General features: G+C 37.9%; 12 protein-coding genes. 11 read left to right on the top strand and 1 reads right to left on the bottom strand.

The features are described 5' to 3' along the window. Positions 1-192: 192 nt before the first annotated feature. Positions 193-1,596, bottom strand: a complete 1,404-nt coding sequence (locus IGJ20_RS11870; RefSeq protein WP_002407860.1) for a dicarboxylate/amino acid:cation symporter — start codon at positions 1,594-1,596, stop codon at positions 193-195. A 327-nt stretch (positions 1,597-1,923) separates the two neighbouring features. On the opposite strand from IGJ20_RS11870, the gene IGJ20_RS11865 reads away from it, so the two are divergent. The 11 genes from IGJ20_RS11865 to IGJ20_RS11815 all read left to right on the top strand — a co-directional run bounded on the left by IGJ20_RS11865 (position 1,924) and on the right by IGJ20_RS11815 (position 13,863). Continuing rightward, positions 1,924-2,625, top strand: coding sequence for a hypothetical protein (locus IGJ20_RS11865; RefSeq protein ID WP_002407861.1), 702 nt, complete (start codon positions 1,924-1,926; stop codon positions 2,623-2,625). A 33-nt stretch (positions 2,626-2,658) separates the two neighbouring features. Further along, the gene (locus IGJ20_RS11860; RefSeq protein ID WP_126254772.1) at positions 2,659-3,420 is read left to right on the top strand and encodes a hypothetical protein; all 762 of its coding nucleotides are present in this window, start codon (positions 2,659-2,661) and stop codon (positions 3,418-3,420) included. A 39-nt stretch (positions 3,421-3,459) separates the two neighbouring features. Continuing rightward, positions 3,460-3,969 carry a DinB family glutathione transferase gene (gst, locus tag IGJ20_RS11855; protein WP_010820294.1) on the top strand — a complete coding sequence of 170 codons (510 nt, stop codon included), beginning with the start codon at positions 3,460-3,462 and terminating at the stop codon, positions 3,967-3,969. Positions 3,970-4,108: 139 nt separating this feature from the next. After that, positions 4,109-4,573: an RNA polymerase sigma factor gene (locus tag IGJ20_RS11850; protein ID WP_002355030.1), complete on the top strand. Its 465-nt coding sequence runs from the start codon at positions 4,109-4,111 to the stop codon at positions 4,571-4,573. Between the two features lie 2 nt (positions 4,574-4,575). Then, positions 4,576-5,502, top strand: coding sequence for an anti-sigma factor (locus tag IGJ20_RS11845; RefSeq protein WP_002365315.1), 927 nt, complete (start codon positions 4,576-4,578; stop codon positions 5,500-5,502). Between the two features lie 151 nt (positions 5,503-5,653). After that, positions 5,654-7,435, top strand: a complete 1,782-nt coding sequence (locus IGJ20_RS11840; protein WP_126254773.1) for a DNA-binding protein — start codon at positions 5,654-5,656, stop codon at positions 7,433-7,435. A 111-nt stretch (positions 7,436-7,546) separates the two neighbouring features. Further along, positions 7,547-8,287, top strand: coding sequence for a tRNA pseudouridine(38-40) synthase TruA (gene truA / locus IGJ20_RS11835; protein ID WP_002355033.1), 741 nt, complete (start codon positions 7,547-7,549; stop codon positions 8,285-8,287). Positions 8,288-8,310: 23 nt separating this feature from the next. Then, positions 8,311-9,270, top strand: a complete 960-nt coding sequence (locus IGJ20_RS11830) for a restriction endonuclease (RefSeq protein ID WP_126254774.1) — start codon at positions 8,311-8,313, stop codon at positions 9,268-9,270. Positions 9,271-9,386: 116 nt separating this feature from the next. Then, on the top strand, positions 9,387-9,770 hold the full coding sequence (locus IGJ20_RS11825; RefSeq protein WP_002367385.1) for a potassium channel family protein: 384 nt from the start codon (positions 9,387-9,389) through the stop codon (positions 9,768-9,770). A 128-nt stretch (positions 9,771-9,898) separates the two neighbouring features. Beyond that, entirely contained in the window at positions 9,899-11,161 is a 1,263-nt protein-coding gene (sstT, locus tag IGJ20_RS11820; protein WP_126254775.1) for a serine/threonine transporter SstT, read from the top strand. Between the two features lie 149 nt (positions 11,162-11,310). Then, positions 11,311-13,863 (top strand): cation-transporting P-type ATPase, encoded by a 2,553-nt coding sequence (locus IGJ20_RS11815; RefSeq protein ID WP_430605238.1) that lies wholly within the window; start codon positions 11,311-11,313, stop codon positions 13,861-13,863. Position 13,864 lies beyond the last annotated feature (1 nt).

Here is a 13,864-nt window from a genome sequence, read left to right as displayed (position 1 = left end):
AAAAAATGGCTGGGTAAGATATTCTTTTTTTGCACTGTCAAATTCAGTAAAAACAATGAAAAATTAAGAGTTTATAAAAAAAGCTTACCTGAATTAAAGTTTGGATATGGTACAGCTATAGCATATATAAATTATAAGTAGTAATTAACGAAAAAAGCAGACTTCCATACAAGAAGTCTGCTTTTTCATTAATTACTCCGCTTCCGCATTTTGCAAGTCAGCGACATCAGTCAGATAAGTGGTTTCATCCAACAAATCTTCCGAATGTGCGACATAAATCGCAGTGGCGCTATCACCAACCACGTTTAGGCTAGTAACGAGCATTTCGATTGGACGATTAATGGCTAAAATCAATGAATACGTCGCAATCGCAATCTCATTGTTATAGTTTAAACCAGTTAAAATAGTAAAAAGGATAATCCCGCCAGCGCCAGGTGCCGCCGGTGTACCAATGGATGACATTAAAGCTAAAATGGCAATCAAGGCAATATTAGCTGGTGTCACTTCATAACCAGCTACGCCCGCCACAAAAATAGCCGCAATTACTTGCATAATCGCTGTGCCATTCATATTAATAGTCATTCCTAACGGCAAGACAAAGGCGGCGACATCGCTGTCGACACCTAACTCTTCAACCGTTGTTTTTGTATTTAACGGTAAAGTGGCTGCCGAAGAAGAAGTAGAAAATCCAAAGACCACAACTTTCATAATCTTTTTAATAAAAGGAACAGGATTTAATTTTGTCGCAAATAAGATAAATAATGGGTAACCGATCATCAAAAAGGCTAAGAGCGTCGCTGTCGTTGTTACGACGTAGACTAATGCTGGTTTTAAATAATCAATCCCGTAAGAAGCAAACGTCCGAACTAACAACATAAAGACGGCGATAGGAGCAAATTTAGTAATTACAAAGGTTAAAAATAACGTGACCATCGCATTGACTTCTTCAATTAATTTTTTGAAAACACGAATTTTATCCCCTAATGCATTAATACATAAACCAGTAATCACTGCCAACACAACAACGGCTAAAATCGCACCATTGTCGCTAAATGCAGAACCGATATTTTTCGTGACAGCATTGACAATCACCATTAATGGGTTGCCGCTCGTACTTACTTCGACAGGAGCTAGCGTTTCAGATAACGACACATTAAAAGCGCCAGTTAAATATACGCTATAGCCCACAATTCCAGCCGTTAATAGAGCAATCAGTGACATCGATAAAAAGCCAAAAATCGTTTTATAGGAAATTCGTCCTAATTTTTGCGTATCGGTAATATGACAAATGGCTAAAGTAATTGAAGTAAAGACCATCGGCACAATCACTAATTGTAGGCCGTTGATAAATAGTTGACCAATAATATAGAAAAGCCCAATCGCAGATTGTCCTTTTTCAGGATCTGAAATATCTTGGAAAAGAATCTGATTGATTGTCTGCCACACAGCGCCTTGATTGCTGCGAATAAGGTGCTCTCTTAGAAATAAAAAGCCGAGCCCAACGATTAACCCTCCCACCAATGAAATCACCATTTTTTTGGTAAATGAGATACCTTTCACTTCACGTTTTTTCTTTTCCACTTTGTTGCCTCCCAAATAAATTGATTAAGCACCGCGCAAAAAAAGCCTTGCACACAAAAAAAGGGCAAGACATCTCGTATCATTCACTATACAAAAATACAGAATTTTACAGAACTTTGCCTTGTTAGCCTCTCGGACTATCTTAAAGGTACTTTTCCACATACTAAGGTAAACTACGAGAATTGTCAATTCTTTTTTACTTAGGGGGGTGTTATTTTTGAAGAAATGAAAGGAAAGAAACAGACGTTTTTCATTTTTTGTTTAATGATTGTGTTAAAATAATCATTAGTAGAATAAGTGAAAGGAAATATTACCTTTCTATATGATAGGAGAGTATTTTTAATGAGAAGTGATCGACATCATAATAACAAGTATTTAGGAATAGTAATTGGATTATTAATTGTTATTATTGGATTATTAGTATTCATCTTAGTGAATGGGCAAACAAATTTAAAAAGAAAGACGGTAGAAGAAGTAGATGCAACACCATCTTCCTCTACAAAGACCGTTAGCAGTTATTCAAGTACCTCAGTGGTGAAAGAAAGTGAAAGTAGTTCAGCAGTTACTACTATTTCAGATGAAGAAAATGTGGCTGCAGAAGCAGTAAAAAAACTCTCCACTAGCCAACGTGCGGCGTTAGTTATTTTGGGTGCGCCTTCAGGATGGCGGTTTAATGGCTATCCAGCTCAAGAAAATTCGAATCAATCAGTTCAAGAGATTGCTTTATCCAATATGAATACTATAACGTTAACCAAAGTAAGTAGTAAGTTAAGTGATAACACTAGTGAAAATGATCAAATGTTTTTTGCAACTGGGAAAAACATACAAGGTGTTGGCGGTGTTCCCTCGCAAATCTATGCGTTCGGACGTGATGGTGAAATGATTTACTATTATGTTGTTAAAACGAAACTGGATAATTCATCCGCTCAACCAACAGCGATAAACTTGGGACAAGCTAATATGAATAAAATTTGGAAAAATTTTTTTGATGTGGGTGATTTAAGTAGTATGAATCGAGTGGCGGATCAGATTGTCATAAAGTAATAGAGCACTGATTTAGAAAAGGAGTTAAAGCGTATGTTTAATCATCGTCACCAAAAAAATAAATACTTCTTTGTTGTGATTATACTGCTACTAGTCATTATTGGGTTACTTATTTTTATTATTGTTACTGGTGGGAAAAATTCTGAAAAACAAACAAAAAGTTCCAGCAAAACAACCCAAACAACAAAAATTAGTAAAGAGAGTTTGAAAACCATACCTCAAACAATGAGTTCACAGCAAAATAGTTCAACAAGATTAAACGAAAGGAATTATACGGAGTCAGAGAAGCGAGCAATAACTAATGAATTTCTGCTCTGGGCTAGTAAGCGAGCAGAAATTGGTGGAATGGCTGTTACCACTAGATTTTTTGATCATGGAGCTAGTGGTAAAGGTGATTGGTATGCATTAACACCAGATTGGCAAGCTATTTTAGTTCAGCGGCAAGATTCATCTAGACAAAATAGCTACTCTATTCAAGCCTTGGGTGGGGTAACATTTTATACTTCGAAAGATGGCACCTTGGGCCAGTCTAATAAAGTAATGACTTCGGCTTTAGCAGCAGGCTATAATGAAGTTGCTGATTTAGGAAAACCAATTATAAAATATTTACTTGGTGATGATGGTGAAATTTATGAATATCACAGTAGTGGTTCTTTTACAGATGGTTTTTATGAGATGGATGATAAAGGCAATCGGCAAGAAAATGGAAGGCCTATTCAAACATTTACCCTTTCCGCAGATACCGCAGCCAAAAAAGAACTACAACGGATTCTTTTGCAGTATAATAGAAAATAGAAACGAAAGAACAGGCACCAACACAAAGGAGGTATTTTTATGAAAGTCACTCAACTTTCTAGTGAAACTCTTGACCGAGCGCATGAACGTTTTGAAGAAACCCTTGCGCAAATGACCGTTGCCGAAGCAAACACGATGCCCGCACCATTAATCAAGTCTGTTACTTGGCTGATGTGGCACACAGCCAGAGAATTAGACCTACAAATTTCCGCACTTAATCATAGTGAACCGTTATGGCTTAGCCAACACTGGACAGAAAAATTTGCCTTGGATTTGCCAGATGAAACAGAAGACTGGCATCACACACCAGAAGAAGCGGCGAAAGTCGTGGTGGCAGAAAAGCAATTGCTTAGTGACTATTTGGCTGCCAGTGTGGCACTTACCAAAAGCTATTTAGACCAAGTCAAAGAAGAACAATTGTCAGACGTGATTGATAAAAATTGGACCCCGCCGGTGACTAGACAAGTCCGTTTAGTTTCAGCGATTGATGATGCAGTGATGCATTCTGGGCAAGTCGTTTATACACGAAGATTAGTCATTGGAAAATGATAAATAAGCAAAAACAAAAAATGCTTCTGCCTAAGCAGGAGTATTTTTTATTGAGAGAAAAAATACATAAAAATAATGAACGAAGGACTGTCCACTTTTTCCCTAGTTGAAACGTTGTATAAGTGAAAGGAGAAATCAGATGAAAAAGGAGGCAAATTTTGACGAAGTACTATTTTCTTTGGGGCAAGAAGTCATCCAAGTCTTGATTCGCCGAGGAGCAAGTCTTGAAGATGCACAAGATGCAGTGTCGCAAACGTATACAACGATTTTTTCAATATTACCTGAAATTACATCAGAAAATCTACGCCCGTGGTTTTTCCGAGTAACATTTAATTACTACATTACGATGTATCGAAAAAAGAAACGAGAACGCACTTTTGTGGCAAACAGCCATCCTGTGCAATCAATAGAAAAAATGGAAGGGCAAGAGTTATTATTATTGATTGATTCCTTAAAAGATGAGGAACAAGAACTAGTACTTTTGAAATATTATTATCAATTATCGTATGCCGAGATTGCGTTGATTTTAGAATTATCTGTTGAAAATGTTCGCAAAAAATTGTATCGCACACGTCAAAAATTAAAAAAAGAACTGGAGGAATAGAAGTGGATTTAAAAAAAAGTATTCGTAAAGCGAAAAGAAAACAATTTATCGTGATTGGTGCCATAACCGTTGTTAGTTTTGCCGTATTGTTTGTCGGTTTTTTTGTGGGAATGGATAAACTTTCGACGAAAAACTATCATACCCTACTAGAAGTAATTAATGATCAAGAAATGATTGCTTCACCAAACACTCAATTAGATTCCCAAGTAATTGCTAATAGTTCGCCTTTTGGGGGCGAAGTTGTAACTAATCGTTCAAAAAATATTGATGGTTACACGGTGGAGTGGAGTAATTTACGTAGCAGATATAGCTTTTTCAGAAATTCGATTGACTGGAATGAAGTCTATCCTGGTAGCTATTATTCTTCTAAGAATTTTTATGAATACAACCGACAAACCAAGCAGAAAGTAGCATCTTTTTATAACCCAGCGATTACCAATTACTATGGTGGTATCAAAAACGAATTAAGTGAATTAGATAAAATGGAAAACCAAGTAGCGGAAGTGGCGATTTCTTTTGATAAACCTTATCCATATGAAGAAGTCCGCAAAATGTTACCGAGCAATGTCAACTTAGTTTGGCTCTATGTTTACTCCGAAACGGTTAATGAAAAAGAGGGTCCTTCTGGTACGCTGCCTTATGGTTTTCAATTAAGCATGGACGATCAAAACGAAATATTTGATCCTGAAAACGACAAGCAACACTTTTTTGAAACCTTAGAAAAATCCCCCATGTTTGCTGACAACCAAGAAGGCCAAAAGTTTATCCAACAAAATAAAAATAAAAAAGTCGAAAAATTACCTATTTGGGGAGTCATGCTCACCGGACAAACCAAAAATTTCAAAGCCTTACAAAATGAACCTTTTGTTCGTGGGGCTTCAATTGGCGTGACCGCACCTATCGTTCCTTATATTCAGCCAGAGAAATAAACGTTCTTCAAAACTCTAAGCCTTCCGACTGATTTTGCTTCAACGATATTGTCAGTAAAAATAGAAAACGTTATAATAGAATGGATCACAGGAAGTGCTTCTACAATGCGTGGGAGCACTTTTTTTACTTATCTATGAGGAGGGCAAGTGAATGTTTTTTAATTTTATTGGGTTAACGTTATTTTTTGGTATCGGGATCTTAGTTGCGAATGGCGCCAAAATTGTAGCGAATAAAGGGAAAAAGAGTAAGGGGACTATTCTATTAATGGCGATTGAATTGCTCTTGTTAGGTATCTTTTTATTTGTGACTTTGCCAAGTAAAAATCTTTCAACCGTGTTATGGATTAATCTGATTGGCGCAGTGATTGCTAGTGGGGTGTTATTAAGTACACGCTTAGCTAGTAAAGTCGAAGTTCCTGGTATCCCAAAGGGCCGCAAAGAAGTAGGGAAGAATACCAACAAAACGGCTAACAAAGACTGGTCTGGCAAAATTTTGGGTGTTGCCGTTTTGGCAATGATTTTGTTGACTATTGTCAGTAGTATTACCAGAATCTCTTCTATTGATGAAATTTATCAAACGATTCCTTTAAAAACGGAAGAAAAAGCTGAAGTTTTAACTTCGGCGAAAGAAACACCCATTGCGATTGCACCACAAACGGCGAAACGAAAAATGTTACAGAAATTTTCTGTCATTCCCAATTCCAATATGTTTACTTTGGATGGTATAACGGCACAAGTTGTCAATGGCGAGTATGTTTATGTAGCAACAGTCGAATTTAATGGCTTCTTTAAATGGCTAAAACTGGGGGAAGTACCTGGCTATTTCATCATTAGTGCAACAGATATCAACGCACAGCCAGAATTTGTAGAAAAACCAATTGTTTATACTCCTTCAGCTTACTTTGGCAAAGATGCCGCACGAAAAATTTATTCCGCTTATCCAGGTTATGCAGCAACTGGCACAATCAATTTAGAGCTGGACGACCAAGGGAATCCTTACTATATTCAAACGCTTTACAAAGAGTATGGGGTTTCTGGTCGCATGCACTATAATGAATTTAAAACGGCGGTATTAAATGCTACAACAGGAGAAGTTAACGTTTATGACAGTCAAAAAGCTCCAAGTTTCGTTGATGCGCCGATTACTAGTTCAGCGGCGAATAGCTTAAATGAATTCTTTGGTCGTTACAGTCAAGGCTGGTGGAACCAGACAATGTTTGGTGCCAAAAAAGATGTTAAAATTCCAACTGAAAATGGTATTTATGCATCAGGACAAATTACGCCGATGATGAACAAGGAAGGGAACCAGTTGCTTTATTTTACGGACTTTACAAGTAGTGAAAAAGACCAAGATTCCGCTTTAGGTTACTCCTTAATCAATGCCCGAACAGGTCAAGTTACGTATTATCGTGATACTAAAGTCGGCATTATGGATAGTGATGGCGCCATTTCTATCGCCTCAAAAATTTATCCAGAAAAGAAATGGAAATCTAGTATGCCAGTCCTTTATAACATTGATGGCGTGCCAACGTGGATTGTTTCGTTAATGGACAGTAAAGGGATTTTCAAAAAATATGTCTATATAAACGCCGTAGATAATGATATTGTGATTGATGCAGACACGGCACAAGGCGCATTAGACGCTTATCGAATTGAGTTAGTAACCAAAGGAAGCAACAATGAAAATACAGACAAAGCCAACTTGAAAACGATGCAAGGTAAAGTAGCTCGTGTCTCAGTAGTAGCTGGAGAAGCGCAAACGGTAGTTTCATTTTTACTAGAAGATGAAAAAACCATTTTTAGCGTAACGACTAATAACAGTCCGCTGGCGCTATTCTTAAAAGAGGGCGACCAAGTGACATTTAAAGCCGTAGTGACTGAAAATGCTAAAGCAGCGAATGTTGAAGAATTGAAAATTGCAGGATTAAACTAAATAAAACACCTCTTTTCTATAGAAAAGAGGTGTTTTATTCTTGGAAAAGAAGAAAAATCCACTTATTTCTGCTATGATAAGAGAGAAAAAGAATACGAAGGAGCTTCGCCCATGCGCAACATAAAATTAACCATTGAATATGATGGTAAAAGATACTCAGGTTGGCAACGACTAGGTAATTCAGAGAAAACGATTCAAGGGAAAATTGAAAGTATTTTAACACAAATGACAGGTGAACCGATTGAAATTATTGGCTCAGGCAGAACGGATGCCGGCACACATGCACGTGGTCAAGTAGCGAATTTTAAAACGACTAGTTCACTAACAACAACCGAAATGTTATCCTTTTTAAATCGATATTTACCTGGCGATATTGTTGTTAAAGAAGTTACAGAAATGCCTGAACGTTTTCATGCACGGTATAACGCCACAGGCAAACAATACAGCTACTATGTTTGGAATAGCCCAATTCCTAATGCCTTTGAACGGTATCATAGTTTTCACTTTCCCAAAGCGTTGGATCAAGAAAAAATGGAACAAGCTTGCCAAAAATTAATAGGGACCCATGATTTTATTGGTTTTTCAGCATTGAAAAAAACCAAAAAATCGACTACTCGAACGATTGAAAAGATTACGATTGAAAGAAACGGCGAAATGTTACAGTTCACTTTTGTGGGCAATGGTTTCTTGCATAAAATGGTCCGCATCCTCGTAGGGACACTTTTAGAAATTGGTGCAGGCACCAAAGAATTAGCGATAATTGATGAATTGTTCGCAACAAAAGTCCGAGAAGGCGCAGGTGAAACGGCTCCTGCACAAGGGTTGTTTTTAGATGAAGTGTATTATAAATAAACAACTTTAGAGGTGGGGGAAAAGTGAATAAAGATTGGAAAAAACTAAAAGCGTCTAATGAAGGTATTCCAACATTTGAATCATTAATGCCATATACTTTAGAAGTTTTGAAAGATGGAGATGTACTGAACAGAAAGATCATTTTAAAGCGTATTATTCAGTTCTTAGATATTCCGGATGAAATTGCCTCAATGATGTATCCAAACTACCCTCAAGGAGATGGGATTTTAGCAAATCGTTTCAGCTTTGCTATCAGCGATTTGTATAAAGCTAGAGCTGTTGAACGGATTAAACGAGGTATGTATCAAATAACAGAACTAGGTTTGGATTTATTAAATAATTATGGTGAAAAAATCAATAGAAAACTTTTGGAACAACAACCTGCATATCAAAAATATATGCAAGAATTAGTCGAACGGAATAATCGTGTTGGAACGACTACTATCGAAGCAAGCGCACCAATTGAAAGTGCTAAAATAGACATTGAGGATATGATCAACAATCAAAATAATCAAATTGCGATTGAACTATTAAACAAAGTTCGACAAGTGGAGCCAGTATTTTTTGAAAAGTTAGTTATACATTTATTGGAGACAATGGGATATAGTGGAAAACACGGAACGGCAGTTGTTACATCCAAATCAAATGATGGTGGAATAGATGGCATCATCAATCAGGATCCATTAGGAACTAGTACTGTTTATGTTCAAGCAAAGCGATATCACGAAACTAATACCATTGGTCGCCCTGTTATACAAGGATTTTATGGCGCTTTAGCTGCTGTAAATGCAGATAGAGGAGTTTTTATAACAACTTCTAGTTTTAGTGCTAATGCGCACGAATTTGCCAAAAATCAAGGGATAGTTTTAATAGATGGTATTAAATTAACAGAGCTCATGTTAGAGTTTGGTGTTGGTGTAGAAATAGCCAAGACGTACAAGCTATTTAGAATTGATAATGATTACTTTGAAGATGAGCTTTAGCTTATTATAAATAACAAAAAAATAAATTTTCTTTAACCACACCAATTAAAAAGTTGAACTTCATCTAAAAAGTGCTAACGTTAAGAAGAGATTAACAATAGAAAGAGGTCATTTTTTTGCTATCTTTACTTATTTCTGTCAAAAAACTATTTTCATCTTTTTTAGGTATCTTAAAAAAAGAAGACACTCGTGCCTTGTTCTTTTTACTGGCAACCACGTTGTTGAGTGGGACTATTTTTTATTCAACAGTGGAAAAATTGTCGCCATTAGATTCGTTATATTTAAGTTTCATGACGTTAACCACGATTGGTTATGGAGATGTGCATCCAGTTACTGACTTGGGAAAAATTTTCACCATGATTTATGCTACAGTAGGCTTGGGGATTATGGCTATGTTTATTTCGGTCGTAGCAAAATCCTACTTGTATTCTAAACAAAGTCATCACCACCATCACCATAAAAACAAAGAACATTCAGCAGAAAAGTCTTCAGAAAAATAGACGAAATTGATGAGTTGACCAAGTGTTTCTCGAAAAATGAAAGTTTTTTGAGAAACACTCTTTTTTTATCTTAATAATTATGGTAGTATGTCCCAAACTGTATTTTATTTTAAAGGAGCGTGAAGTGAATGGTCAAAGCGATTCGGAAATTATCGTTAATTCAAAAAATCATGATAGGGATTGTGATTGGAACCACCTTGGGTTTCTTGGTGCCAGAATGGACCTTCATCAGCGTTCTTGGTGAATTGTTTGTGGGCGCCTTAAAAGCAATTGCGCCGATTTTAGTTTTTGTCTTAATTATTGCGTCGCTAGCCCAACAAAAGGCTGGGGCGAAAACATATGTTGGATCAATTTTAGTTGTGTATCTGTTAGCGACATTTTTGGCAGCTGTTGTTGCCGTGACGGCAAGCTATCTGTTTCCCGTTAAGATTGTCTTGGAGGCGGCGCAGGAAGCGCAAGCAGCCCCAACGCAACTTAGTGATGTTTTAAGCAATGTGTTAACAAGCGTTGTCCAAAATCCGATTCAAGCGATGATTGAAGGCAATTATTTATCTGTTTTATTTTGGTCCTCATTAATCGGTATTGGGTTACGTCAAAGTTCGGTCGCTACCAAGGATGTGATTGCCAATCTTTCAACAGGGATTACCACGGTCGTTCAAATAATTATCGGCATTGCGCCAATTGGAATTCTAGGTTTGGTGTTTCATTCGGTGGCAACAACAGGCATTGTAGGGTTAGCCAAGTATGGTCAGTTACTATTATTGTTAATTGGTACGATGGCCGTGGTTGCTTTAGTCGTTTATCCAGCGATTGTTTTTTGGAATATTCGGCAAAATCCGTATCCGTTAGTCTTTTTTGTATTAAAGGAAAGTGCGATTCCCGCATTCTTTACACGCAGTTCTGCGGCCAATATTCCCATTAATATGGAATTGGCGAAAGCAATGGATTTAAATGAAGAATCTTATGCGGTCTCTATTCCGCTGGGCGCAACGATTAATATGGGCGGCGCAGCCATTACGATTACCATTATGACATTGGCGGCAGTCCACACATTAGGCATGTCCGTGCCAATCTATTTAGCATTATTGTTGAGTATCATCGCCGCTGTTTCTGCTTGTGGGGCTTCAGGAATTGCTGGTGGTTCCTTGTTGTTAATTCCGCTTGCATGTAGTTTGTTTGGCATTTCCAATGACATTGCCATGCAAGTCGTCGGCGTTGGCTTTATCGTCGGCGTAGTCCAAGATTCCATTGAAACTGCGTTGAACTCTTCTAGTGACTTGTTGTTTACCACCTCAGTTGAGTTAGCAGACCGACGTAAAAATGGTGAAAGTATTGATGTCAAAGCGTTAATTGGCAAAAGTCAATTGGTTGTCGAACAAGAAAATATTTAAAAGAAAGGAACAACCAGCTAAAATGCGGGTTGTTCCTTTCTTTTATAATCTCGGCCCCATTTTTTTCAGGGGCCACTGAAATTATCGACCATTTTGTGAAGAAAGTCCTCTCTATAATAAAGGTATCAAGTAAATAGGAGGTACACGAAATGAAATGGTATCAACTTTCCTCAACAAAAGTAATCGAGCAGACTAAGACGAAGCAAACGGGTCTTTCTAGCGAAGAACGTCAGCAACGTTTACAAACGAATGGTTCAAATAAAATTGAAGAAAAACAACAACTGAAAACGTGGCAAAAGCTAGCCAAACATTTTACAGATTTACTAATGGTGGTATTACTCGCTGCCGCAATTCTAAAATTTGCCACAGGCGAAGTGGTCGAAGGAAGTATCATTTTTCTAGTGGTACTTGTCAATGGCTTTGTCGGTTATTGGCAAGAGCGTAAAGCAGAAGAATCATTAGACGGCCTGAAACAGATGATGGGCCAAGAGGCAGTCGTTCTAATTGATGGACAAAAAACAACCGTTTCTTCTGAAACATTGGTTCTGGGAGATGTAGTCACGTTACAAGCAGGCGATGTAGTTCCAGCAGATTTGCGCTTATTTGATGTTCATAATCTGATGATTGAAGAATCAATTTTGACAGGCGAATCAGAAGCCGTGGAGAAAATTACCGGTTCCTTGAATGAAGAATTGCCAACAGGCGATCAAAAGAATTTGGCTTTTTCAGGAACACTTGTCCAAGCGGGCTCAGCCTTAGGCGTTGTAGTAGAAACAGGAGATTCCACTGAAGTTGGAAAAATTAATCACGCGTTGCAGTCAGTAGATCAAAAAACAACACCGCTCGTGCGGAAAATGCACCAATTAAACAAGCAAATTTTCCAAGGGATTATGGTCTTGATCGTGTTTCTGATTTTCTTTACCACTTTTCGTCATGGCATGGAATGGAGCCTCTTATTTTCTGCGATGATTGCATTAATTGTAGCAATGATTCCAGAAGGCTTACCTGCTGTGTTAACGATGATTTTATCGATGGGTGTTCATGAGATGGCTAGAGAAAATGCGATTATTAAAGGCATGCCTTCCGTTGAAACATTAGGCTCAATGACAGTTATCTGTTCAGATAAAACAGGAACGCTAACTAAAAATGAAATGACGGTAATGGATGTAGTGACTGAAGAAATGACCATTGTCAAAGAGATTATGGCCAACTGTCAAGAATTGAAATTACAAGACCAACAAAAAATCGCCGACTTGCAGGGGAATCCTACCGAGTTAGCTTTACTACAATATGTCGATCAGGATCAACTGTCTTTACGCCCTGTAGAAAAGAAAATTCCGTTTAGTTCAAGTTATAAATACATGGCCACTCGCCATCCGCAAGCAGAAGGTTCAATTATTTATGTCAAAGGTGCGCCAGAAGTATTGTTACAACTTTCTACGTTATCTGATAATCAAAAAGGTGATTGGCAAGCACAAGCTGCGCAATTAGCGCAAAAAGGACAACGGGTATTAGGTTTCGCTTATAAGACAGTTACGTCACAACAGGAACTGACACATGAAACATTGTCAGGATTGACGTTTGCTGGACTGGCAGGCATCATCGATCCGCCAAAAGAAAGTGCCATTCAAGCCGTCAAAGAATCTCAAGAAGCAGGTGTTTCCGTCAAAATGATTACCGGAGACCATAAAGATACAGCGCAAGCCATTGGCGAGCAAGTTGGTTTAAAGCATACGAAAAAAGTCCTTGAAGGATTAGAAATTGATGCTATGTCAGATGAAGAATTAGCTCAGCACGTTCAAAAAGTCGATGTATTTGCACGAACGACGCCAGAACATAAATTACGAATTGTCACGGCTTTACAAAACAATGGTGAAATTGTCGGGATGACCGGCGATGGCGTGAACGATGCGCCAGCACTAAAGAAAGCCGATGTCGGAATTGCCATGGGAATTAAAGGAAGTGAAGTAACCAAACAAGCCGCAGATATGGTTTTGGCAGATGATAATTTCCATACGATTGCTAAAGCCGTGAAAGAAGGACGCCGCATTTTTGATAACTTGAAAAAGACGATTACCTTCTTCTTGCCAACCTCTTTAGCACAAGGTTTAATTGTTGTCTGGGCGCTTTTAATGAATCATCCTCTACCGTTGACACCTGTCCAAATATTATGGGTAAACATGGTAACTACGATTACTTTGTCTTATGCATTAGGTTTTGAAAAAGCGAGTGCTGATACAATGAAACGACCACCAAGAGATGTCAACGAAGGCATTTTAACAAAGTACAGTATTTTTAGAATCGTCCATGTGTCGGTACTCATTATGGTACCAGGTTACCTTATGGCATTACAATTTGAGGGCCAAGCCTTACAGCAAACGTTCCTCTTACAAAGTATCGTCTTAGCGCAAGCAGCGTATATGATCAACTGTCGTAAGTTGGTTGATCCATCGTTAAGCACAGGCTTTTTCCAAAATAAAGTGTTGTTTGCTTCATTAGGAATCCTCTTTTTACTACAAGCGCTAGTAGTTTACTGGCCAGTAGCGCAGCAATTAATTGGCACAACTTCTTTAAATGGCCTTCAATTAGCAATGATTTTCGTCCATGTTGTGAGTCTGTTTTTCCTTGTTGAAGGGGAAAAATATATAACCAAACGATTCATGACGAAAGAAAGCCAAAAAACTAGCGAATGTCCTCGCTAGT

Source organism: Enterococcus sp. DIV0294 (assembly GCF_050558155.1).
GTDB lineage: Bacteria > Bacillota > Bacilli > Lactobacillales > Enterococcaceae > Enterococcus > Enterococcus faecalis.
Note: the sequence above shows the minus strand (reverse complement) of the source record. Positions and strands in the feature narration are given on the sequence as shown.